Raw genomic sequence first — 21,415 nt, forward strand, 5'->3', positions numbered from 1 at the left:
GAGCGCGCCCGCATGGCCAAATTCTTTATCGACCGCCCGATCTTTGCCTGGGTGATCGCGCTGTTCGTCCTCGTGATGGGCGGCGTGGCAATCACCCAGCTGCCGATCTCGCAGTACCCGCCCGTGGCTCCTCCGGCCATCGTGATCAATGTCGCCTACCCCGGCGCCTCGGCCCAGACGCTGGAGGACAGCGTGCTGTCCGTCATCGAGCGTGAAATGAACGGCTCGCCGGGCCTGATCTACATGGAATCGGTGGCCCAGGCCGACGGCACCGGCACCATCACGATCAGCTTCGAGGCCGGCACCAACGACGACCTCGCGCAGGTGGACGTGCAGAACCGCCTCTCCCGCGCCACGCCGCGCCTGCCGGCGGCCGTGACCCAGCAGGGCGTGCGCGTGGACAAGTCGCGCAACAACTTCCTGCTGTTCGCGATGCTGTCTTCGGACAACCCCGATTTCGACCCGGTGGCGCTGGGCGACTACGCCTCGCGCAACATCGTGCCCGAGCTGCAGCGCATCGTGGGCGTGGGCCAGGCCCAGCTGTTCGGCACCGAGAACGCGATGCGCGTGTGGGTCGATCCGGCCAAGCTGCAGGGCTTCAACCTGTCGGCCACCGACGTGAACAACGCGATCCGCGCACAGAACGCGCAGGTGTCCTCCGGCTCCATCGGCGACCTGCCGAACGTTCCCGGCCAGGCCATCGCGGCCACCGTGGTGGTCAACGGCCAGCTGGCCAGCGTGGAGCAGTTCCAGAACATCGTGCTGCGCGCCAACACCGACGGCTCGACCGTGCGGCTGAAGGACGTCGCACGCGTCGAACTCGGCGGCCAGTCGTATGCCACCTCGGCCCGCCTGAACGGCGTGCCCGCGGTCGGCATCGGCGTTCAGCCCACGCCCAACGGCAACGCGCTGCAATCGGCCAAGGCCGTGCGCGCCAAGATGACCGAGCTCGAACGCTTCTTCCCGCCGGGCGTGAAGTGGAACATTCCGTACGACAGCTCGCGCTTCGTGCAGATCTCCATCACCGAAGTGGTCAAGACGCTGCTGGAAGCCGTGGCGCTGGTGTTCGTGGTGATGTTCCTATTCCTGCAGAACTGGCGCTACACGATCATCCCGACCATCGTGGTGCCCATCGCGCTGCTGGGCACCTTCGCTTCGCTGCTCGCGCTGGGCTTCTCGATCAACGTGCTGACCATGTTCGGCATGGTGCTGGTGATCGGCATCGTGGTGGACGACGCCATCGTGGTGGTGGAGAACGTCGAGCGCATCATGAGCGAGGAGGGGCTGTCGCCGCTCGAAGCCACGCGCAAGGCCATGAAGCAGATTTCGGGCGCCATCATCGGCGTGACCGTGGTGCTGATCTCGGTGTTCGTGCCGCTGGCGTTCTTCGCGGGCTCCACCGGCAACATCTACCGCCAGTTCTCGGCGGTGATGGTGACCTCGATCGCCTTCTCGGCCTTCATGGCGCTGTCGCTCACGCCGGCGCTGTGCGCCACGCTGCTCAAGCCCGTGGAAGCCGGCCACCATGCCGACAAGCGCGGCTTCTTCGGCTGGTTCAACCGGGGCTTCACGCGCACCGCCAAGGGCTATGAGAGCCTGGTGGCGCGCATCCTGCGCCGCGCCGGCCGCTACCTCATCATCTACGCCGCGATCGTCGGCGCGGTGGCGTACACCTACATCAACCTGCCCAGCTCGTTCCTGCCGGAAGAAGACCAGGGCAACATCATCGTGAACGTGCAGCTGCCCCCGGGCGCAACGCAAGAGCGCGCACTCGCGGTCATGCAGCAGGTCGAGGGCTTCATCCTGAAGCAACCCGAAGTGCAGAGCATGGTCGGCGTGATGGGCTTCAGCTTCTCGGGCCAGGGCCAGAACGCCGGCCTCGCCTTCGTGACGCTGAAAGACTGGGACGAGCGCAAGGACCCGGCCAATTCGGCCAGCGCGCTGGCCGGCCGTGCCTTCGGTGCACTGTCGGGCATCCGCGACGCCTTCATCTACCCGCTGAGCCCGCCACCCATTCCCGAACTGGGCAATGCCAGCGGCTTCAGCTTCCGGCTGCAGGACCGCTCGGGCGCAGGCCATGACGCGCTGATCAACGCACGCAACCAGCTCCTGGGCATGGCCGGGCAGAGCAAGATCCTGTCGCAGGTGCGCCCGGACGGCCTGGAAGACGCGCCGCAGCTGCAGATCGACATCGACCGCGACAAGGCCAGCGCCCTGGGCGTGACCTTCGACGCGATCAATGCCACGTTGTCGACGGGCCTGGGTTCGAGCTACATCAACGACTTCCCGAACCGCGGCCGCCTCCAGCGCGTGGTGGTGCAGGCCGATGCGCCGGCCCGCATGCAGCCCGACGACCTGCTCAAGCTGAACGCCAGCAACACGCAAGGCCAGCCGGTGCCGATGTCGGCCTTCGCGACCACCAAGTGGGTCACGGGCGCCACGCAGACGGTGCGCTACAACGGCTATCCCGCGGTCCGCATCAGCGGCTCCGCCGCCGCGGGCTTCAGCACGGGCGCCGCGATGGCCGAGATGGAAAAGCTCGCCGCGCAGCTGCCGCAAGGCTTCGGCTTCGAGTGGACGGGCCAGTCGCGTGAAGAAAAGCTCGCGGGCTCGCAGGCCATCATCCTGTACGGCTTCGCGATCCTGGCGGTGTTCCTGTGCCTGGCCGCGCTGTACGAGAGCTGGTCGATCCCGATGGCGGTGATCCTGGTGGTGCCGCTGGGCGTGCTGGGCGTGCTGCTGGCGACGATGCTGCGCGCCTATTCGAACGACGTGTACTTCCAGGTGGGGCTGATCACGATCATCGGCCTCTCGGCGAAGAACGCGATTCTGATCATCGAGTTCGCCAAGGACCTGCAGGCGCAGGGCAAGGGCATCGTCGAATCGGCGCTGGCCGCGGCCCACCTGCGTTTCCGCCCGATCGTGATGACCTCGCTGGCCTTCGGCCTGGGCGTGGTGCCGCTGGTGATCGCCTCGGGCGCGGGCTCGGCCAGCCAGCGCGCCATCGGCACCGGCGTGCTCGGCGGCATGGTGACGGGTACGGTGCTCGCAGTGATCTTCGTGCCGGTGTTCTTCGTGGTCGTGCGCACGCTGTTCAAGGGCAGCGCGCGCCAGCGCGAGGCCGACAAGCGGCACGCAGAAGCCGCCGGCATCCTGGAGGAACCGAAACATGACTAAGAAACTGATTCCCACAGCCCTGGCCGCAGCGATGCTGCTGGCCGGCTGCTCGCTGATCCCGACCTACGAGCGCCCCGCCGCGCCGGTGCCGACCACCTTCCCGGGTGACCCCGCGCAACCGGCCGGCCAGGCAGCCGCATCCTTGCCATGGCAGGACTTCTTCACCGACCCGCGCCTGGCGGGCCTGATCCGCACGGCGCTGGCCAACAACCGCGACCTGCGCGTGTCGGTGCTCAACATCGAGCAGGCGCGCGCGCAGTTCCAGGTCGAGCGCTCGGCGCTGTTTCCGGCGCTGGGCCTCACGGGCAGCGGCTCGCGCTCCAGCCCCAATTCGCTGCAGGCCTTCGACAGCAGCGCGGGCAGCGTGGCGTCGCAGTACAGCGTCAACTTCGGCTTCACCGCCTGGGAGCTCGACTTCTTCGGCCGCATCCGCGCGCTGAAGGACCAGGCGCTCGCTCAGTACCTCGCCACCGAGGAAGCACGCAAGGCCGCACAGATCAGCCTGATCGCCTCGGTCGCCACGGGCTGGCTCACGGTGATGGCCGACAACGAGCTGCTCGAGATCACGCGCCAGACCCTGGGCACGCAGGAAGAATCGCTGCGCCTGGCCAAGCTGCGCTTTGACAACGGCGTGTCGTCCGAACTCGACTTTCAGGCCGCCAATTCGGCGCTGGAAACCGCACGCGCCGCCTACGCGCAGCAGCAGCGCGCACGCATGCAGGACGAGAACGCCCTGGCCCTGCTGCTGGGTGCGCCGGTGCCCGCCGATGCGGTGGCCAGCGGCCCCAAGGGGCTGGACAGCATCCAACCGATTCCGGACGTGCCGGCCGGCCTGCCCTCCGACCTGCTGGCCGAGCGGCCCGACATCCGCCAGGCCGAGCAGCAGCTGATTGCGGCCAATGCCAACATCGGCGCGGCGCGCGCGAACTTCTTCCCGCGCGTGTCGCTCACCAGCGGCATCGGCACCGCGAGCACAGAGTTCTCGGGACTGTTCGACCGGGGTTCCAAGGCATGGTCGTTCGCGCCCACCGTGACGCTGCCGATCTTCGACGCGGGCCGCAACATCGCGGGACTCAATTCGGCAAAGGCCGGGCGCGACATCGCGGTGGCGCAGTACGAAAAATCGATCCAGACCGCGTTCCGCGAAGTGGCCGATGCCCTGGCCGGCCGCGCCACGCTGGGCGAGCAGGTGCGCGCGCAGCGTGCGCAGGCCGACGCCGAAGGGGTGCGGTTCAAGCTCTCCGACCTGCGCTACCGCAACGGCATCGCGAGCGCGCTGGACCTGCTGGACGCGCAGCGTTCGCTGTTCACGGCGCAGCAACTGGCGGTCAATGTGCGGCTGCTGCAACTGCAGAACCAGGTCACGCTGTACCGCACGCTGGGTGGCGGCTGGGCCACACGCGAGCAAGGCTGAGGGGCGCGGGCGCCCGATATCGGAAGGCCAATCGCCCGGCTGGGCGAGGGGCCTCTCTATAATCGCCGGTTGATTAGAAAAAGCCCCCCGACGAGCCCCCGTTTTTGAGGACGCCATGAGCGCAGACCCGCACTACCAGGCCGCAGAAGAAGCCCACACCGGCCCGATCAAGAACCCGAAGCAACTGCTGCTCGCGGTATTTTTCTCCTTCATTGTGCCGATCCTGATCATCTTTGGTCTGGTCGCCTACGTCGTTTCGGACACCAAGCCCGCCGGCGTTGCCGAAGGCGAGAACATGGCGCTCTACGGGGTTTCCAAGGAATCGCGCGACCGTGAAGTGGCCGAGCGTCTCAAGAAGATCGGCGCCATCGAGATCCGCGACGCCAACCGCCCCCTCGCGGCCGGCGAGGCGGTGTTCAAGGCCCAGTGCGTGGCCTGCCACGGCGCACCGGGCATTCCGGGCGCACCTCACCTGAACGACGCTGCCGCCTGGGGCCCCCGCATCGGCCAAGGCTATGCGGTGCTGCTGGAGCATGCGCTCAAGGGCAAGGGCGCCATGCCTCCACAGGGCGGCGGCGACTTCGAAGACCTCGAAATCGGCCGCGCGGTGGTCTACCTGGCCAATTCCGGCGGCTCCAAGTTCCCGGTGCCCGACCGTCCGGCCGCCGCGGTACCCGCGGAAGCAGCCTCGGGTGCGGCGCCCGCCGCTTCGGCTGCTGCGCCAGCACCGGCCAAGTAATTCGGCCCCGGCACAAGCAAAAGAAAGCCGCCTGATGAGGCGGCTTTTTTGTGGGCGATCGGTGGATGGTGGCTCGACCGACGAGCTATTGCTTCGCTGGCGCCGCAGACGCCGCGGCCTGATCGGCGTGGCGCGCCGCCGGACTCATCACATGGCCGAAGCGTTGCGGCAGTTCGCCGGCCCGCGCCGCCTCGGGCGTCCACAGGCCGCGCTCGACGGCTTCGGCCGCAATGCCGACATCCTGCGTATGCACCAGCCCGAGCCCGAGGGGCGCAGCCAGATAGAGCCGCCCTGATTCATCGAGCAGGCAGTCCGAAACCTCCACCGCCTGGCCGGTGTGCGAGGTGACCGTGAAGCCCTCGCCCTCCTCGGCCACGCGCCAGACCATGGGCGCGGCCTCCAGTTCGACATAGACGCGCTGCGGCCCGTTCTGGAAGAACCACTGGCCCTCGTCGTCATGCTCGTAGTTGCGATGGATGAAGTCGATCAGCTTGTCGTGCCTGAGCATCGAGCCCTTGGCGGCCGGGAACGCGCCTTCGGCCTGGGTGCGGTCGTCGCGCATGTACCAGTTGCCGCGCGCATCCAGGCCCAGCCAGCCGTAGCAATGCGGCACGTTGGGCCATTTGGCGAGCGCCTGTTTGACGATGTCGTCCATCGATTCATTCTCCTGCCGGCTGGGCGACGCGGACGTCAGCCAAGGCGCCGCCATGCGCTTGCAGCCAGGCGCCCACGCGCTCCGGCATGCCGCGCACATGCCCGGGCGGCAGCCCCATCGGAAAGCCCACATGCCCGCCATGCGCCGGCTGCCACAGCGTGACGTGCCGCCCCACGTCGCCCGGCCCGGGCAGGCTGCGCGCCGGAATGAACGGGTCGTTGAGCGCATTCACCACCAGCGTGGGCACGCGGATCTGGCTCAGGTGCGGCTTGGAGGAGCCGCGCGCCCAGTAGTCGTCGGCGTTGCGAAAGCCGTGCAGCGGCGCGGTGAACACATCGTCGAAGGTGTAGAGGTCGCGCGCGGCCAGCAGCCGCTCGCGGTCGAAGAGCCCCGGGAACTGCGCGAGCTTGGCCATGGCCTTGGGCTTCATGGTCGAGAGGAACATGCGCGTGTAGACCAGCCGGTTGAAACCCTGGCCGATGGCCTGGCCGCCGGCCGCAAGGTCGAGCGGCGCACACACCGAGGCCACCGCGCTCACCGAGGCGCGGGCGGTGTCCCCGGCCTCGCAGGCCCAGCGAAGCAACGCGTTGCCGCCCAATGACACGCCAACGGCCAGCACCGGGCCGCCCCCGCCGTCATTGCGCAGTGAATGCTGGTCGTGCATGCGCCGCAGGATCCAGCCGATCTCTTCGTAGTCCCCCGAGTGGTAGGCGCGCGGCGCCAGGTTCATCTCGCCGCTGCAGCCCCTGAAATGCGGCACGGCAAAAGCCATGCCCTGCTCGGCGGCGAATGCCGCGAAGGCCTCTGCATAGTGGCTGCGCGACGAGCCCTCCAGCCCGTGGAACAGCACCAGCAGCGGCCGCGGGCCCGGCAACGGCGCATCGACGAAATCGACGTCGACGAAATCCCCGTCGGGCGCATTCCACCGCTCGCGGCGATACACCGGCGCCTTCCCTTCGAAGCGGCGTGCGTAGAGCGCCGCCCAGATGGTCTGCAGGTTGCCACCGGGCAGCCAGCGAGGCGCCGCATAGTCCATCGACGAACGAGGAGAGGAAAAAGCAGAAGAAGAGGAAGAAGCGGCGGAAGGCATCAATGCAGGGTCTGGGGCGGATCGTTCACGTCGTCGGGTTCGCGCGCGCTGCCCGGGCTCGCATGGTGCGCCACCAGGCGCCAGCCCTGGGCGGTCTTGTGATAGACGTTGGTGGCCAGCACGAACGCATGGCGCGGGCCTTCGGCGGTGAGCACCTCGATGCGCTCCAGCACGTTGTGCACCGCGCTTGCGAGCGACTCGATCTTGCGCACCCGCGCCGGCTGCGCATGGATCGCGCCGTTGCCGAACATCTGCTCGAAGGCCGCGCGAATCGCGACGTTGCCCACCAGCCGCGGGCCGCCGGGGTGCACGCAGAACACCTCGTCCTCGTCGGCCCAGCAGGCCATCAACGCGTCGATGTCGCCGCGCTGCAGCGCTTCATAGAAAGCCGCCTCTACATCGTCGGCGGTGCCGCCGATGGCCGCGGCGGTGCGGTGTGGGGTCTTGGGCATGGCGTGATTTTGCCGCGAGCTTCGTGACGCCGGCGCTGCACCGCTTTGGTCCGGTGCGCACCGCGCGGCTGCGGATTTTTCACTTCGTCTGCTCCACTTTGGACCACATGGTCAAAACCAAAGCTCCGAAAACACATAACTCTTTGATTTAAAACAGATTATTCGACTGGCACGCCGCATGCATAGGCTTTTGCAAACCGCAACAGGAGCCCTTCATGAACGTCGGCATCTTCATTCCCATCGGCAACAACGGCTGGCTGCTTTCCGAGAACGCGCCGCAATACAAGCCCAGTTTCGCGCTCAACAAAGAGATCACGCTCAAGGCCGAGCACTACGGCGTCGACTTCGCGCTGTCGATGATCAAGCTGCGCGGCTTCGGCGGCAAGACCGAGTTCTGGGACCACAACCTGGAGTCCTTCACGCTCATGGCCGGGCTCGCCGCGGTCACCACGAAGATCAAGCTCTTCGCCACCGCCGCATCGCTGGTGATGCCACCGGCCATCGTGGCGCGCATGTCGGCCACCATCGACTCCATTTCCGGCGGCCGCTTCGGCCTGAACCTGGTCACCGGCTGGCAGCGCCCCGAATACTCGCAAATGGGCATGTGGCCCGGCGACCAGTTCTTCGGCACGCGCTACGCCTACCTCTCCGAATACATCCAGGTGCTGCGCGACCTCTGGGGCAAGGGCCAGTCCGACTTCAAGGGCGACCACTTCCAGATGGACGACTGCCGCCTGAGCCCGCAACCGCAGGCCGACATGAAGGTGATCTGCGCCGGCCAGAGCGATGCAGGCATGGAGTTCTCGGCCAAGTACGCCGACTACAACTTCTGCTTCGGCAAGGGCGTGAACACCCCCAAGGCCTTCGCGCCCGCCGCGCAGAAGCTGATCGAAGCCACCGCCAGGACGGGCCGACACGTCACCACCTACGTGCTGATGATGGTGATCGCCGACGAGACCGACGAGGCCGCGCGCGCCAAGTGGGAGCACTACAAGGCCGGCGCCGACCACGAAGCCATCGCCTGGCTCGGCCAGCAGGGCGCGGCCGACACCAAGTCCGGCGCCGACACCAATGTGCGCCAGATGGCCGACCCGACCTCGGCGGTGAACATCAACATGGGCACGCTGGTCGGCTCCTACGCAACCGTCGCGCGCCTGCTCGACGAAGTGGCCGAGGTGCCGGGCACCGAAGGCGTGCTGCTGACCTTCGACGATTTCGTGCAGGGCGTGGAAGCCTTCGGCGAGCGCATCCAGCCGCTGATGAAGAGTCGCGCGCATGTGCAGAGCCCCGTGCCTTCGCAGGTCGAGCCCGAGCGCCTGGCGGCCTGAAGAGGAGACGCGCATGACCACGCCCAGGAACACCACGCTCACCTCGACCACGCCCGTCGGCGCGCCACGCCTGCCCGGTGCGCCCGCGCCGCTCGTGCTGCCCGCGCGCCCCGAGCCGCTCGCGCTGCACGCCAGCGATTCCGCGCTCATCGTCGTCGACATGCAGAACGCCTACGCCTCCATCGGCGGCTATGTGGATTCGGCCGGCTTCGACATCTCGGGCGCGCAAGGCACCATTGCCAACATCGCGCGCACCATCACGGCCGCGCGCGCGGCCGGCATGCTGGTCGTGTTCCTGCAGAACGGCTGGGATGCGGCGTATGTGGAAGCAGGCGGCCCCGGCTCGCCCAACTGGCACAAGTCGAACGCGCTCAAGACCATGCGCGCCAAGCCCGAGCTGCAGGGCAAGTTCCTCGCCAAGGGCGGGTGGGACTACGAGCTCATCGACACGATGAAGCCGCAACCCGGCGACATCGTGGTGCCCAAGACGCGCTACAGCGGCTTCTTCAACAGCACGCTCGACAGCACCTTGCGCGCACGCGGCATTCGCCACCTGGTGTTCACCGGCATCGCCACCAACGTGTGCGTCGAATCCACGCTGCGCGACGCCTTTCACCTCGAGTACTTCGCGGTGATGCTGGAAGACGCCACGCACGAACTCGGCGGCGCGGCCATCCAGAAAGCCTCTGTCTACAACGTCGAGACCTTCTTCGGATGGGTCTCCACGGTGGACCAGTTCTGCAGCACCTTCGCACCGCAAATTGCCGTCCGACCCGCAGCGGTCGAACCGGCCATCGCCTGATTCATTGTCAAAGGAGTTCCCGAATGCCCAAGCAAGCCATCATCCCGCCCGGCACCGGCGTGCCGCTCGCGCCCTACGTTCCCGGCGCGCTCGCCGACGGCGTGCTCTACGTCTCGGGCACGCTGCCCTTCGACAAGGACAACAACGTCGTCCACGTCGGCGATGCCAGCGCGCAAGCGCGCCACGTGCTCACCACCATCCAGGGCGTGGTCGAGGCCGCGGGCGGCACCATGGACGACGTGACCTTCAACCAGATCATGCTCAAGGACTGGGCCGACTACGCCAAGATCAACGCGGTGTACGCCGAGTTCTTTCCCGGCACCAAGCCCGCGCGCTACTGCATCCAGTGCGGCCTGGTGAAACCCGACGCGCTGATCGAGATCGCCTCGATCGCGCACATCGGCAACAAGGCCTGAACCGCATGAGCGCCAAGGGTGCATCAATGACCGCGCTGCACCACGAAGTGCACGGGCCATCGGATGCGGCGGCCACCGTGCTGCTGTCCTCGGGCCTGGGCGGCTCGGCCAGCTTCTGGCAGCCGCAGCTCGGCACGCTGGTCGAGGCCGGCCACCGCGTCATCGTGTACGACCAGCGCGGCACGGGCCGCAGCCCTGCCGCGCTGCCCGCCGACTACGCCATCGCCGACATGGCACGGGACGTCATCGAGATCCTCGATGCCACGGACACCGCGCAGTGCCACTTCGCGGGCCACGCGCTCGGCGGACTGGTCGGCCTGCAGTTGGCGCTCGACGCGCCCGAACGCGTGGCGAGCCTCGTGCTCGTCAATGCGTGGTCCAGACCGAATCCGCATTCGGCGCGCTGCTTCGATGCGCGGCTTGCACTGCTAAGCGCACTCGGCCCCCGTGCCTACGTGGAAGCCCAACCGATCTTCCTGTACCCCGCAGCGTGGTGCGCCGAGCATGCGCAACAGGTGGCCGACGAGGTCGATCACGCGTTCACGCATTTCCCGGGCGAAGCCAACATGCGCGCGCGCATCGCCGCCCTGCGCGCCTTCGACATCGATGCGCGCCTCGCCGACATCACCGTGCCCACGCTCATTGCAGCCGCCAAGGACGACGTGCTCGTCCCCTGGACCTGCTCGCAGCGGCTGGCCGATGGCCTGCACGATGTGACGCTCGACTTCGTATCGCACGGCGGCCACGCACACAGCGTGACCGAAGCGCCCGCCTTCAACCGCAGCCTGCTCGACTTTCTCGCGCGGGTCAGCACACCCGCCGTTCCCGCATGACCGACATACAGACCCTCGACGACGCCGCGCTGTCGCTTCTCTTCACCGGCGCGCGCAGCCACAACGGCTGGACCGATGCACCCGTTTCCGACGCGCAGCTCCAGCAGATCTACGCGCTCGCCAGCCTCGGCCCGACCTCGGCCAACTGCTCGCCCGCGCGCTTCGTCTTCGTGCGCACGCCCGAGGGCAAGCAGCGCCTTGCGCCCGCGCTCTCCAAAGGCAACCTCGAGAAGACCATGACGGCACCCGTCACCGTCATCGCCGCATGGGACCGCAAGTTCTACGACAAGCTGCCCACGCTGTTTCCGCATGCCGATGCGCGCAGCTGGTTCACCGGCAGCCCCGAGGCCGCGCACGAGACGGCCTTCCGCAATGCGAGCCTGCAGGCCGGCTACCTGCTGCTTGCCGCGCGCGCGGTGGGGCTCGATGCCGGCCCGATGTCGGGCTTCGACAAGGCGAAGGTCGATGCCGCGTTCTTCGAGGGCACCGACTGGACCGCCAACTTCCTTATCAACCTCGGCCACGGCGACGTGTCGAAAGTGTTCGGCCGCCTGCCGCGCCTGCCTTTCGACGAAGCCTGCTCGCTGGCCTGAAGCCGACCGGAGTTCTCCATGCTCAACGCCATTGCATCCCACGTTCCGTCCACCGGCCTGTTGCCGCCGCTGCCCAAGGCCGACTACCGCAACGCGATGGCGCGCCTCGGTGCGGCGGTGAACATCATCACGACCGACGGCCCCGCAGGCCGCGCCGGCTTCACCGCATCGGCCGTGTGCAGCGTGACCGACGAGCCGCCGATGCTGCTGGTGTGCCTGAACCGCTCGGCCTCGGTGTACCCGGCATTCACCGCCAACGGCGTGCTGTGCGTGAACGTGCTGGCCGCGGGGCACCAGACGCTGTCGGGCCTGTTCGGCGGCAAGACGCCGATGGACGAACGCTTCGCCGCCGGCCGCTGGAGCCGCAAGGCGACGGGCTCGCCGGTGCTCGAAGACGCTGCGGCGTCCTTCGACTGCCGCGTGGTGAGCGCCACCAGTGCAGGCACGCATGACGTGCTGTTCTGCGAAGCCGTGGCGATCGCCATCGGCGGCGCGGCGCAGAGCCTCATCTACTTCGATCGCAAGTACCACGAGATCGCGGCGCCGCCGCAGCACTGACTCTTCTTGCCTTCTCGCTTGGATGGCCCCTTCCCCCTCTGGGGGAAGGTTGGGATGGGGGCGGGCAGAGCGCCCAATGGGTACGCCGCCTGCCCCCACCCCTGCCCTCCCCCGGAAGGGGAGGGAGCAAAACCTAGCGGACAGTGATGCCCTGCAGAACGATGCGCTGCACGTTCTCCACCGTCTGCTCGAAGAACGCCGCATCGTCCAGCGTGTGCCCCGACAGCGCATGCACCTGCACCCCGAAATCCGCGTAGTGCTGCGTGATCGCCCACAGCGCGAAGATCAAGTGATGCGGATCCACCGGCGCGAGCTTGCCGGCCTCGACCCAGGCGCGAATCACTTCGGACTTGCGCTCCACCAGCGTGCGCAACTCGCGGTCGAGTTCATCCCGCAACAGCGGCGCGCCCTGGATCATTTCAAGACAGAACAGGCGCGATGCATCCGGCCTGTCGCGCGAGATCACCAGTTTGCGTCGGATGTAGTCGCCGATCGCTTCACTCGGGTCCTGCTCGGCGCTGAAACCGCGCAGCGGCTCCAGCCACAGCGCGAGCAGGTCGCGCAGCACGTTGACGTACAGCTCCTCCTTGTTCGCGAAGTAATAAAGCAGGTTGCTCTTGGACACATCGGCGCGCGCCGCCACCTGGTCGATGGAAGTCCCATGCAGCCCGAAGCGCGAGAACAAACCCAGCGCCGCGCCGAGTATGGCGCTGCGCTTGTCCTCGATCTGGCGCAGGCGCCGGCTCACGGCCGAGGCGCTGCGCACCGCGGGTTTGGCGCGCTTGCGCGCCGGGTTCTTGTCGGTGCTGCTGCTGGCTGCGGCCAGCGCCTTGGTCTTCGGCATCTTCCCTCGCTCTTTGTGTACGGATTTGCAGGTTCTCTGAACGGCGCACCACTGTAAGGCCACGGTGCATCGCGTTGCGCCACGACGGCCTTCCAGCCCTCGTGGCGCGCACCATGCTGACGCGACAAATGCGTTTTGTCCATTTGGTCCAACTGGCACAGACGTTGCATGGCGAAAGGCATGCCAAGCATGAGGACCTACCCATGACCCTGTTGTCCGTACCGATCATCGATCTCGCGCCCTACTTCGCCGGCACGCCCGAAGGCAAGGCGCAGATCGCAAGGCAAGTCGACGAAGCCTGCTGCAGCATCGGCTTCCTGGTCATCACCAACCACGGCATTCCGGCCGAACTGGTGTCGCGCGTGTCGTCGCTCTCTCGCGAGTTCTTCAACATGCCGCTCGCGGAAAAGCGCAAGGTCGACCGCCCGCGCGAAGACGCGGTGCGCGGCTACAGCGCGGTGGGCGAAGAAGGCCTTTCCTACAGCCTCGAAGAAGCGGCGCCCGGCGACCTGAAGGAGTCGTTCTCCATCGGCCCGTCGAACGTGCCCGACGACGACTACCACCACGGCCCCGCTGCCGGCCCGCACTTCGAGCCCAACAGCTGGCCACCCATCGACGGTTTCCGCGAAACCTACGAAAGTTACTTCGAAGCGATGAGCGATCTCTCGCGTTCGCTGATGCGCATCTTCGCGCTCGGCCTCGAACTGCCCGAGACTTTCTTCGACGACAAGATCGACAAGCACATCAGCATGTTCCGCGTGCTGAGCTATCCGCCGCAGCGCGAAGCGCCGCTGCCGGGCCAGTTGCGCGCGGGCGCCCACAGCGACTACGGCAGCCTCACCATCGTGCTGCCCGACGACAAGGGCCTGCAGGTCTTCAACAAGGCGGGCCAGTGGGTCGACGTGCCGCAGGTCGAGGGTGGCATGGTCGTCAACATCGCCGACCTGATGATGCAGTGGACCAACGACCTGTGGGTGTCCACGCTGCACCGCGTGGTCAACCCGCCCTTCGAAGTGGCGAGCACCAACCGCAGGCAGTCGCTGGTGTTCTTTCACCAGCCGAACTACGACGCAATGGTCGAGTGCTTGCCCAGTTGCCTCGCACCGGGCGAGACGCCGAAGTACGCGCCCATTTCGTCGGGCGACCATCTCACTTCGAAGTTCGTCAAGCAGACGACCTTCGGCGGCACCAAGGCGACGGCCTAGGCTGAAGACGCGACATGGCCCACCTCTCCTACGTCAACGTCTTCGCGAAGGACGTGGTCGCACTCAGCGGCTTCTACCAGCGCGTGTTCGGCTTCGCGGAGATCGAGGCGATCCGCTCGCCGATCTTTCGCGGCCTGGACACCGGCAAGTCGAGCCTGGGTTTCAACGCGCTCGATGCCTACGAGCTGCTGCACCTGTCCGACTACGCAGACACGCGCGGCGTGAAGTTCCTGCTGAACATCGATGTCGACAGCCACGCCGATGTCGACCGCATGGTGCCCGTCGCGCTCGAAGCCGGCGCCACGCTGATCAAGCCGCCCTACGTCACTTACTACAACTGGTACCAGTCGGTGCTGCTAGACCCCGAAGGCAACGTGTTCCGCATCAACTTCATGATGTGACGCGCGCGGCCTCTCTTCTTTTTTTCTTCCGTCACTTCCCATGCTTCCCACGAAAGGTTGCTCCATGCTGCGCACACCCACCACCGGCTTCCTCAGCCTTGCACTGACGCTCGCGGCCGGCGGCGCGTTCTTCGTGACGCTGCCCGCCACCGCGGCCGACGGCTTCACGCTCAAGGACAAGCCGAAGATCGCGATGCTCTACTTCGGCCCGAAGAACGACGGCGGCTGGACGCAGGCCTTCGACGAAGCCCGCATCAAGATCGAAAAGGAAATCGGCCAGAAGATCCAGTTCGTCGAAAACGTGCCCGAGGACGCCTCGGCTATCAAGCCCGCAGCCGAAAAATTCATCCAGCGCGGCGCCAACATCGTGATCGGCACCGCCTTCGGCTATTCCGACAGCTTCAAGGACCTGGCCGCCAAGTACCCCGACGTGGCCTTCCTCAACGGCTCGGGCACCACCAACGGCACCAACCTCGAATCGTTCTACGGCCGCACCTACGAAAGCCAGTACCTCTGCGGCATGGCCGCGGGCGCGGCTTCCAAGACTGGCAAGCTCGGCTTCGTCGCGGCCAACCCCTTCGGCGTGGTGAACTGGACCATCAACGCCTTCGCGCTCGGTGCGCAGAAGATGAACCCCAAGGCCACGGTCAACGTGATCTACACCGGCGCATGGAACGACCCGGTGAAAGAGCGCGCCGCCGCGGCAGCCCTCATCGACCAGGGCGCCGACGTCATCGGCCAGCACGTCGACAGCCCGACGCCGCAGATCGTCGCGCAGGAGCGCGGCGTGTACGGCACAGGCCACCACCGCGACCTGCGCCAGTTCGCGCCCAAGGCCACGCTGTGCTCGTCGGTGTGGGTGTGGGACAAGTTCCTCGTGCCGGAGTTGAAGAAGGTGATGGCCGGCGGCTGGAAGCCCGCGCCCTACGGCGCCTTCATCGAGATGAAGGACGGCGGCACCGACATCGCAGGCTTCGGCCCCGCGGTGCCCAAGGACAAGGCCGCGCAGATCACCGCCGAGCGCGACGCCATCCTCAAGGGCAAGCAGATCTACGCCGGCCCGCTCGCCGACCGCGACGGCAAGGAGCGCGTGGCCAAGGGCGCGGTGCTGTCGGACGCGGACCTCTGGAAGATGGACTGGTTCGTCAAGGGCGTGGTGACGCAGAAGTAAGCACAGAGCGAGACCGACATGCCCAACGCGCTGGAGCTCACCGGCATCCGCAAGACCTTCGACGGTTTCGCGGCCCTCACCGACGCGCACTTCACCGCCCGCTGGGGCGAGGTGCATGCGCTGCTCGGCGAGAACGGCGCGGGCAAGTCGTCGCTGATGAACATCGCGGCCGGGCTCTACGCGCCCGAGGCGGGCCAACTGCTGGTCGACGACAACCTGGTGCGCCTGGCCGGCCCGCGCGATGCAGCGAAGCACCGCATCGGCATGGTCCACCAGCATTTCAAGCTGGTGCGGCCGTTCACGGTGGCGCAGAACATCCTGCTCACCGCGCCACCGTCGGCCGGATTCCAAAGCCACGGCGAACGGCTGCGCGAGATCTCGCGCGACATCCGCAACAAGGCGTCGGAGCTGGGCTTCGACATCGATCCTTCGAAGCGCATCGACGCGCTTTCGATCGCCGAGCAGCAGCGCGTCGAGATTCTCAAGGTGCTGCTCGCGGGGGCGCGCATCCTGATCCTCGATGAACCCACTGCGGTGCTGACCGACCAGGAGGCCGCGCGCCTCTTGCAAACGGTGCAGGGGCTCGCGCGCAGCGGCTCCGCCGTGGTGCTGGTCACGCACAAGATGGCAGACGTGAAGACGTACGCCGACCGCGTGACGGTAATGCGCGGCGGCCGCACCGTGGCAACGCTGGCGCCCGGTGACACGTCGGTGAGCGAACTCGTGAAGCTCACGGTGGGTGAATCCATTGCCGCGCCTTCGTCGCAACCGGCCAAGGCGCCGCGCGGGCCTGTGCGCCTGTCGGTGCGGGGACTGCGTTCGGCGGCATCGCCGCAGGGCCTGCGGGTGCTCGACGGTGTGAACCTCGAACTGCATGCCGGCGAAATCTACGGCCTGGCCGGCGTCGGCGGCAACGGCCAGAGCGAACTGGCCGGCGCCATCATGGGCCTGCCCGATGCCGGCGGTGGCCTCGAAGGCGAGATGCATCTCGAAGGCCATGGCGACCTCAAGACCATGACCGCGCCCGCGCGCCGCAACGTCGGCATCGCCGCGATCCCGGCCGATCGCTACGGGCTCGCACTCGCGGGCAGCCTGTCGGTTGCCGAGAACTACGCCATCGGCCGCGTGCACAGCGGGCGCTACGGCCCCGTATGGCATCTGCGCCGCAACCGCATCCAGAGCGATACGCAGGAAGCCGTGCGCGCCTTCGACGTGCAGGGTGTTCGCTCGGTCGCGCAGAAGGCCGCGCTGCTCTCGGGCGGCAATGCGCAGAAGCTGGTGCTCGCGCGCGAGTTCGGCAAGTCGCCCACGCTGGTGCTTGCGCACAGCCCGAGCCGCGGGCTCGACGTGCGCGCCAGCGCCGAGGTGCATGCGCGCCTGCGCGCCGCGCGCGACGGCGGCGCCGCGGTGCTGCTGATCAGCGAAGACCTCGACGAGGTGCTGCAACTCGCCGACCGCGTGGGCGTGATGACGCGCGGACGCATCGCCGGCGAGTTCGCACAACCGGCCGACCGGCAAGCCATCGGACAGGCGATGGTGGACCATGGCTGACGCATCGCTCGCCGCCATGGCGCATCCCTCGAAGACCGACATGCAAACGACCGAGCCGGTGCGCGCGCACCAACCTCTGGCCAGCCGCCGCTACGCGCTGGAGATCCGCCAGCACATGGCCTGGCGCTGGCAGGCGCTGATCCTCGCGATCGCGCTGCTGGTGGGCTTGGCGATCTCCGCCGCGATCCTCGTGGCGGCAGGGGTGCCCGCCGACGAACTCGCCAATGAGTTCGTGATGCAGACCTTCTTCGACGGACAGAATTTCCGCGCCGTGCTGTTCCAGGCCGCGCCGATGATCCTGGTCGGGCTCGCGGGCGCCATGGCCTTTCGCGCGCGCTTCTGGAACCTGGGCCTGGAAGGCCAGATGATCTGGGGCGCCATCGGCGCCACCACCGTCTCGATGTGGCAGGTCGGTCCCGAGAACCTGCGCCTGCCGCTGATGTTCGTCGCCGCCGTCGGCTGCGGGCTGCTGTGGGTGCTGGGCCCGGCGTGGCTCAAGCTGAAGCTCGGCGTGAACGAAATCATCTCCACGCTGATGCTCAACTACATGGCGGCCAACTTCCTGCTGCACCTGGTGTACGGCAGCTGGAAAGACCCGAAGGACAACTTCCCCTACTCGCCGCAGTTCCGCGCCTTCGAGCGGCTGCCCGAACTGGGTGCGGGCGTGGGCAGCGCGATCCTGCTCGCGGGCATCGTCGCGCTGCTGGCGTGGTGGCTGGTGGGCGTGAGCCGCGCGGGGCTCTACCTGCGCTTTGTCGATGCGAACCCGCGCGTGGCGCACGCGGCCGGTGTGCCGGTGCGGCGCACCATCTACGGGGCCGTGTTGCTGTCGGGCGCGATGGCGGGGCTTGCGGGCTTCGCGGTGGTCGCGGGGCAGGAGGGGCGGCTCACGCAGGCTTTCTACCAAGGCTACGGCTTCTCGGGCATCCTCATCGCCTTTCTTGCGCGCAACAACCCGCTGGCGGCCACGGTGGTGGCGCTGCTGGTGGCGGCGCTGTTCGTCACGGGGCGCAGCCTGCAGGTGTTCTACCAGGTGCCGTTCTCGATGGTGCAGCTGATCCAGGCGGTGATCGTGGTGTGCGTGGCCTCCAGCGACTTCTTCATCCGCCACCGCATCCGGCGCGTGGGCGCGGAGGCTGTGTGATGGACGGCAGCATCGTCCTGAACTGGCTCGCGAGCACACCGGACTTCGCAGTGCCCTACGCACTGGCCGCGCTGGGCCTGATCATCTGCGAGCGCGCGGGCGTGCTCTCGCTGGGCGCCGAGGGGCTGATGCTGGTCGGCGCGCTGGCCGGCATCGGCGCGCAGATCGCCATCGGCCAGCCAGTGGTGTCGCTGGTGCTGGCCATGCTCGCGGCCAGCGTGGTGTCCATGCTGTTCGCGGTGATGGTGATCTGGCTGCGCGTGAACCAGGTGATCGCCGGCCTCGCGCTGGTGTTCTTCTGCCAGGGGCTCACCGCGCTGGTTGGCTCGATGGCCGAATGGACCAACCACGCCACCCAAGGCATCGGGCCGATGGCGCTGTGGCCCTTGTCGATGCTGCCCGGCGTGGGCAAGCTGTTCGAGCAGAACGCGATGGTGTGGCTCACGCTGCCGATCTTCGGCGCGGTGGCGTGGTTCTTCGCGCGCACCTCCACGGGCCTGCGCCTGCGCGCCGTGGGCGAGAACCCGCAGGCGGCCGATGCGGCCGGCATCCGCGTGACTGCATGGCGCTTCGTCGCGGTGCTCGCGGGCTCGGCGCTGGTGGGGCTGGCGGGCGCATACATCTCGGTGGTCAGCACCAAGCTGTGGATCGCGGGCATGACCGGCGGGCGCGGCTGGATCGCGGTGGGCCTGGTGATCTTCGCGCGCTGGTCGCCATGGAAGGCGCTGGTGGGCGCGCTGCTGTTCGGCTGCATCGAGGCGCTGATTCCGCAACTGGCGGCAGCCGGCGTGCAGCTGCCGCAGTACTTCGTGATGATGACGCCGTATGCCGTCACGCTCGGCGTGATGATCTGGGTCGCGCTCGGCAAGCGCAGCGGCGACGACGAACCCGGTGCGCTGGGCCAACCCTATGTGAGAGAAGAACGCCGATGAAGGTCTGGGTCTACAACGAGGGGCGCGAGCTTGACGCGGCGCAGTTCGCCGACTACCTGAACCCCGCGACCACCGCGGTCGTCTCCATCGACATGCACCGCGGCCATCTGGATGACAGCCCCGACTGCCCCTGCCCCGCGCCGCGTGCGCGCGACGTGGTGGCACCCATCGACAGCTTTCATGACGATGTGCGCGCACTCGGCGTGCGCATCGTGCACATCAAGTCGGTGCTGCGGCCGGGCGGCGAAGACGACATCCACGGCATCCCGTCCGCCTGGCGGCGCACCTTTCCGCTGCATGTGGGCGAGATTCCGAATGCCAACGCGCACGCCATCGAAGGCTCGCGCTGGACCGAATGGGTCACGCGCGTGGAACCCGGCGACATGCGCGTGGACACCAAGCGCCGGCTCTCGGCCTTCTATCCGACCGACCTCGATTTTTTGCTGCGCAACCAGCGCATCGAGACGGTGGTGCTCAACGGCGGCTTCACCGATTGCTGCGTGCTCAACACCGCCTTCGATGCCAACAACCGCAACTACCGCGTGATCGTGCTGCGCGACCTGGTGCGCGGCACCGATGCGCATCTGGAGAACGCGGCGCTCGCCATGGTGTCGCTGCACTTGGGCCTGGTGCTCGATTCGGCGGAGCTGCTGCGCCAATGGCGCGGATGACAAGCTAGGGCCCCAGCCAGCGCCGCACCACGTCCTGCATCTGCTGGGGCTGCGCGGCCTGCCACACCGTCTCGGGCGCAGCGACGTGCACGCCGGGCGGTGCGATGCGCAGCGCGACATCGACCAGCTCGGCCACCTTGGAGGCACGCACCGGCTGCTCGCTTGCCGGCACCATGAGGCGCAGGGTCGACAGCATCCAGGCTGCCAACCGTTCGGCGGGGTTGGCGAAGCCGGCGTTCTGCGGCTTGCGCGCCGAGCGCACCAGGATCACGCGCTCGAAACCGCAGGCGACCACCGCCTGCTCGTCCAGGCTCGCAATGCCGCGCTTGAGTGCTTCGGGTAAGCGGCCCTGGTCGTGCGGCTGCACGATGGCCAGCGTGCGAACGCCGCAGGCCCGCAGCCAGCGAGAGAGTTCGGGCAGGTCGGAGGGCTTGGGCACCCACAGCGCGCGCTCGCGGCCGTGGTAGAGCCGCGGCGGGTCGAAGGCGACGACCGCGGTGTCGGCCGAGGTCAGCGGCCATTGCGCGATCGGCAGGTCGGGGCCGAGGAAGGTTTCGACGCCGCGCACCCCGTCGTGCATCGGCTCGCGCGACAGCACGCGTGCATGGGCGAAGCGGTGGCTGCCGGCCAGCCTTCGCAACAACTCCTGCCCGAGCGCGCCGGTGGCGCCCGCGACAAGGAGCGTGCCGACGCTCGCCGCGGTGGCGGGCGATACCCGGCGGTTGGCCGCCTGGAGTGCCTGTAGGGGATCGAGGGACATGAGCCGCCTATGCTACCGTCCGGCTCTTCTGGGATGTTCTGCGGAGGTAATGCAAATGAAGACGACGACGATGATGATGATGAAGCGCTGGCTGCTGGCGGTCGCGGCGGTCCTGTCCCTCTCCGGATGCGGCTACAACGAGTTCCAGTCTCTCGACGAAGCCAGCAAGTCGGCCTGGAGCGAGGTGCTCAACCAGTACCAGCGGCGCGCTGACCTCGTGCCCAACATCGTGGCCACCGTCAAGGGCGAGGCCAGCTTCGAGCAGGACACGCTCACCCAGGTGATCGAGGCGCGCGCCAAGGCCACCTCCATCCAGGTGACGCCCGAGACGCTCAACAACCCCGAGGCCTTCAACAAGTTCCAGCAGGCGCAGGGCGAACTCTCCTCGGCGCTGTCGCGGCTGATGGTGGTGTCGGAGCGCTACCCCGAGCTCAAGGCCAACCAGGCCTTCCGCGACCTGCGCGTGACGCTCGAAGGCACCGAGAACCGCATCACCGTGGCACGCAACCGCTACATCGAGACGGTGCAGGAGTACAACGTGCTCGCGCGCAGCTTCCCGACCAACATCACGGCCAAGATCTTCAGCTACGCGCCCAAGCCCAACTTCTCCGTGCAGAACGAAGCGCAGATCTCGACGCCTCCGACCGTCGACTTCAGCGCACCCAAGAAGTAAGAAGAC

22 protein-coding genes are annotated in these 21,415 nt (G+C 67.6%); 17 read left to right on the plus strand and 5 right to left on the minus strand.

Features of this window, described 5'->3' with window-relative positions; all coding sequences use genetic code 11:
- Window positions 1–12 precede the first annotated feature (12 nt).
- The 3 genes from ABIC90_RS21175 (at window position 13) to ABIC90_RS21185 (ending at window position 5,330) form a co-directional block, all read left to right on the plus strand.
- Window positions 13–3,177, plus strand: a complete 3,165-nt coding sequence (locus tag ABIC90_RS21175) for an efflux RND transporter permease subunit (RefSeq protein ID WP_354357552.1) — start codon at window positions 13–15, stop codon at window positions 3,175–3,177.
- Window positions 3,170–4,591 carry an efflux transporter outer membrane subunit gene (locus ABIC90_RS21180; RefSeq protein WP_354357554.1) on the plus strand — a complete coding sequence of 474 codons (1,422 nt, stop codon included), beginning with the start codon at window positions 3,170–3,172 and terminating at the stop codon, window positions 4,589–4,591. Before ABIC90_RS21175 ends, ABIC90_RS21180 begins: the two co-directional genes overlap by 8 nt.
- Window positions 4,592–4,706: 115 nt before the next feature.
- Complete coding sequence (locus tag ABIC90_RS21185; RefSeq protein WP_354357556.1) at window positions 4,707–5,330, plus strand: c-type cytochrome; 624 nt, start codon at window positions 4,707–4,709, stop codon at window positions 5,328–5,330.
- A gap of 85 nt (window positions 5,331–5,415) precedes the next feature.
- Here the strand turns inward: ABIC90_RS21185 and ABIC90_RS21190 are convergent, their stop codons facing one another.
- The 3 genes from ABIC90_RS21190 to ABIC90_RS21200 are packed head-to-tail and all read right to left on the minus strand — an operon-like array spanning window position 5,416 to window position 7,527.
- Window positions 5,416–5,985 (minus strand): DUF2946 family protein, encoded by a 570-nt coding sequence (locus ABIC90_RS21190; protein ID WP_354357558.1) that lies wholly within the window; start codon window positions 5,983–5,985, stop codon window positions 5,416–5,418.
- Between the two features lie 4 nt (window positions 5,986–5,989).
- Complete coding sequence (locus tag ABIC90_RS21195; RefSeq protein ID WP_354357696.1) at window positions 5,990–7,021, minus strand: YheT family hydrolase; 1,032 nt, start codon at window positions 7,019–7,021, stop codon at window positions 5,990–5,992.
- A 53-nt stretch (window positions 7,022–7,074) separates the two neighbouring features.
- Complete coding sequence (locus tag ABIC90_RS21200; RefSeq protein WP_354357560.1) at window positions 7,075–7,527, minus strand: YybH family protein; 453 nt, start codon at window positions 7,525–7,527, stop codon at window positions 7,075–7,077.
- A 215-nt stretch (window positions 7,528–7,742) separates the two neighbouring features.
- On the opposite strand from ABIC90_RS21200, the gene rutA reads away from it, so the two are divergent.
- From rutA to rutF, 6 genes are read left to right on the plus strand one after another with little or no spacing between them, the layout of a single operon-like run.
- The gene (gene rutA, locus ABIC90_RS21205; protein ID WP_354357562.1) at window positions 7,743–8,855 is read left to right on the plus strand and encodes a pyrimidine utilization protein A; all 1,113 of its coding nucleotides are present in this window, start codon (window positions 7,743–7,745) and stop codon (window positions 8,853–8,855) included.
- A gap of 13 nt (window positions 8,856–8,868) precedes the next feature.
- Window positions 8,869–9,657, plus strand: coding sequence for a pyrimidine utilization protein B (gene rutB, locus ABIC90_RS21210; protein WP_354357564.1), 789 nt, complete (start codon window positions 8,869–8,871; stop codon window positions 9,655–9,657).
- 23 nt (window positions 9,658–9,680) lie between these two features.
- Window positions 9,681–10,073, plus strand: a complete 393-nt coding sequence (rutC, locus tag ABIC90_RS21215) for a pyrimidine utilization protein C (protein WP_354357566.1) — start codon at window positions 9,681–9,683, stop codon at window positions 10,071–10,073.
- A 5-nt stretch (window positions 10,074–10,078) separates the two neighbouring features.
- Entirely contained in the window at window positions 10,079–10,906 is an 828-nt protein-coding gene (rutD, locus tag ABIC90_RS21220) for a pyrimidine utilization protein D (RefSeq protein WP_354357568.1), read from the plus strand.
- Window positions 10,903–11,499: a malonic semialdehyde reductase gene (locus ABIC90_RS21225; RefSeq protein WP_354357570.1), complete on the plus strand. Its 597-nt coding sequence runs from the start codon at window positions 10,903–10,905 to the stop codon at window positions 11,497–11,499. Before rutD ends, ABIC90_RS21225 begins: the two co-directional genes overlap by 4 nt.
- A gap of 18 nt (window positions 11,500–11,517) precedes the next feature.
- On the plus strand, window positions 11,518–12,057 hold the full coding sequence (gene rutF / locus ABIC90_RS21230) for an NADH-dependent FMN reductase RutF (protein WP_354357572.1): 540 nt from the start codon (window positions 11,518–11,520) through the stop codon (window positions 12,055–12,057).
- A 133-nt stretch (window positions 12,058–12,190) separates the two neighbouring features.
- Here rutF and rutR read toward each other — a convergent pair whose 3' ends face one another.
- Window positions 12,191–12,901 carry an HTH-type transcriptional regulator RutR gene (gene rutR, locus ABIC90_RS21235; RefSeq protein ID WP_354357574.1) on the minus strand — a complete coding sequence of 237 codons (711 nt, stop codon included), beginning with the start codon at window positions 12,899–12,901 and terminating at the stop codon, window positions 12,191–12,193.
- 203 nt (window positions 12,902–13,104) lie between these two features.
- On the opposite strand from rutR, the gene ABIC90_RS21240 reads away from it, so the two are divergent.
- The 7 genes from ABIC90_RS21240 (at window position 13,105) to ABIC90_RS21270 (ending at window position 19,976) form a co-directional block, all read left to right on the plus strand.
- Window positions 13,105–14,106 carry an isopenicillin N synthase family dioxygenase gene (locus ABIC90_RS21240; RefSeq protein ID WP_354357576.1) on the plus strand — a complete coding sequence of 334 codons (1,002 nt, stop codon included), beginning with the start codon at window positions 13,105–13,107 and terminating at the stop codon, window positions 14,104–14,106.
- A 14-nt stretch (window positions 14,107–14,120) separates the two neighbouring features.
- Window positions 14,121–14,507: a VOC family protein gene (locus tag ABIC90_RS21245; RefSeq protein ID WP_354357578.1), complete on the plus strand. Its 387-nt coding sequence runs from the start codon at window positions 14,121–14,123 to the stop codon at window positions 14,505–14,507.
- A 64-nt stretch (window positions 14,508–14,571) separates the two neighbouring features.
- Window positions 14,572–15,678 (plus strand): BMP family ABC transporter substrate-binding protein, encoded by a 1,107-nt coding sequence (locus tag ABIC90_RS21250; protein WP_354357580.1) that lies wholly within the window; start codon window positions 14,572–14,574, stop codon window positions 15,676–15,678.
- An 18-nt stretch (window positions 15,679–15,696) separates the two neighbouring features.
- Window positions 15,697–17,229 carry an ABC transporter ATP-binding protein gene (locus ABIC90_RS21255; protein ID WP_354357582.1) on the plus strand — a complete coding sequence of 511 codons (1,533 nt, stop codon included), beginning with the start codon at window positions 15,697–15,699 and terminating at the stop codon, window positions 17,227–17,229.
- Window positions 17,222–18,373 (plus strand): ABC transporter permease, encoded by a 1,152-nt coding sequence (locus ABIC90_RS21260; RefSeq protein WP_354357584.1) that lies wholly within the window; start codon window positions 17,222–17,224, stop codon window positions 18,371–18,373. Before ABIC90_RS21255 ends, ABIC90_RS21260 begins: the two co-directional genes overlap by 8 nt.
- Window positions 18,373–19,305 (plus strand): ABC transporter permease, encoded by a 933-nt coding sequence (locus ABIC90_RS21265; protein WP_354357586.1) that lies wholly within the window; start codon window positions 18,373–18,375, stop codon window positions 19,303–19,305. The genes ABIC90_RS21260 and ABIC90_RS21265 overlap by 1 nt, the downstream gene beginning before the upstream one ends.
- Window positions 19,302–19,976, plus strand: a complete 675-nt coding sequence (locus tag ABIC90_RS21270) for a cysteine hydrolase family protein (RefSeq protein ID WP_354357588.1) — start codon at window positions 19,302–19,304, stop codon at window positions 19,974–19,976. Before ABIC90_RS21265 ends, ABIC90_RS21270 begins: the two co-directional genes overlap by 4 nt.
- Window positions 19,977–19,980: 4 nt before the next feature.
- Here ABIC90_RS21270 and ABIC90_RS21275 read toward each other — a convergent pair whose 3' ends face one another.
- Complete coding sequence (locus ABIC90_RS21275; RefSeq protein ID WP_354357590.1) at window positions 19,981–20,736, minus strand: hypothetical protein; 756 nt, start codon at window positions 20,734–20,736, stop codon at window positions 19,981–19,983.
- A 73-nt stretch (window positions 20,737–20,809) separates the two neighbouring features.
- Here ABIC90_RS21275 and ABIC90_RS21280 point away from each other — a divergent pair, with 73 nt between their 5' ends.
- The gene (locus ABIC90_RS21280; protein ID WP_436318233.1) at window positions 20,810–21,409 is read left to right on the plus strand and encodes a LemA family protein; all 600 of its coding nucleotides are present in this window, start codon (window positions 20,810–20,812) and stop codon (window positions 21,407–21,409) included.
- The last annotated feature ends 6 nt before the right edge of the window (window positions 21,410–21,415 follow it).

This window comes from Variovorax boronicumulans (assembly GCF_040544675.1).
In the GTDB taxonomy this organism is placed as follows: Bacteria; Pseudomonadota; Gammaproteobacteria; order Burkholderiales; family Burkholderiaceae_C; genus Variovorax; species Variovorax boronicumulans_D.

Coding starts and splice junctions, on each gene's coding strand:
- ABIC90_RS21240 (WP_354357576.1), top strand. CDS start 13,105: ATGACCCTGTTGTCCGTACCGATCATCGATCTCGCGCCCTACTTCGCC.
- ABIC90_RS21245 (WP_354357578.1), top strand. CDS start 14,121: ATGGCCCACCTCTCCTACGTCAACGTCTTCGCGAAGGACGTGGTCGCA.
- ABIC90_RS21190 (WP_354357558.1), bottom strand. CDS start 5,985: ATGGACGACATCGTCAAACAGGCGCTCGCCAAATGGCCCAACGTGCCG.
- ABIC90_RS21275 (WP_354357590.1), bottom strand. CDS start 20,736: ATGTCCCTCGATCCCCTACAGGCACTCCAGGCGGCCAACCGCCGGGTA.
- ABIC90_RS21200 (WP_354357560.1), bottom strand. CDS start 7,527: ATGCCCAAGACCCCACACCGCACCGCCGCGGCCATCGGCGGCACCGCC.
- rutD (WP_354357568.1), top strand. CDS start 10,079: ATGAGCGCCAAGGGTGCATCAATGACCGCGCTGCACCACGAAGTGCAC.
- ABIC90_RS21180 (WP_354357554.1), top strand. CDS start 3,170: ATGACTAAGAAACTGATTCCCACAGCCCTGGCCGCAGCGATGCTGCTG.
- ABIC90_RS21225 (WP_354357570.1), top strand. CDS start 10,903: ATGACCGACATACAGACCCTCGACGACGCCGCGCTGTCGCTTCTCTTC.
- ABIC90_RS21250 (WP_354357580.1), top strand. CDS start 14,572: ATGCTGCGCACACCCACCACCGGCTTCCTCAGCCTTGCACTGACGCTC.
- ABIC90_RS21280 (WP_436318233.1), top strand. CDS start 20,810: ATGATGATGAAGCGCTGGCTGCTGGCGGTCGCGGCGGTCCTGTCCCTC.
- rutB (WP_354357564.1), top strand. CDS start 8,869: ATGACCACGCCCAGGAACACCACGCTCACCTCGACCACGCCCGTCGGC.
- ABIC90_RS21255 (WP_354357582.1), top strand. CDS start 15,697: ATGCCCAACGCGCTGGAGCTCACCGGCATCCGCAAGACCTTCGACGGT.
- rutF (WP_354357572.1), top strand. CDS start 11,518: ATGCTCAACGCCATTGCATCCCACGTTCCGTCCACCGGCCTGTTGCCG.
- ABIC90_RS21265 (WP_354357586.1), top strand. CDS start 18,373: ATGGACGGCAGCATCGTCCTGAACTGGCTCGCGAGCACACCGGACTTC.
- ABIC90_RS21195 (WP_354357696.1), bottom strand. CDS start 7,021: ATGGACTATGCGGCGCCTCGCTGGCTGCCCGGTGGCAACCTGCAGACC.
- ABIC90_RS21185 (WP_354357556.1), top strand. CDS start 4,707: ATGAGCGCAGACCCGCACTACCAGGCCGCAGAAGAAGCCCACACCGGC.
- ABIC90_RS21175 (WP_354357552.1), top strand. CDS start 13: ATGGCCAAATTCTTTATCGACCGCCCGATCTTTGCCTGGGTGATCGCG.
- ABIC90_RS21270 (WP_354357588.1), top strand. CDS start 19,302: ATGAAGGTCTGGGTCTACAACGAGGGGCGCGAGCTTGACGCGGCGCAG.
- rutA (WP_354357562.1), top strand. CDS start 7,743: ATGAACGTCGGCATCTTCATTCCCATCGGCAACAACGGCTGGCTGCTT.
- ABIC90_RS21260 (WP_354357584.1), top strand. CDS start 17,222: ATGGCTGACGCATCGCTCGCCGCCATGGCGCATCCCTCGAAGACCGAC.
- rutR (WP_354357574.1), bottom strand. CDS start 12,901: ATGCCGAAGACCAAGGCGCTGGCCGCAGCCAGCAGCAGCACCGACAAG.
- rutC (WP_354357566.1), top strand. CDS start 9,681: ATGCCCAAGCAAGCCATCATCCCGCCCGGCACCGGCGTGCCGCTCGCG.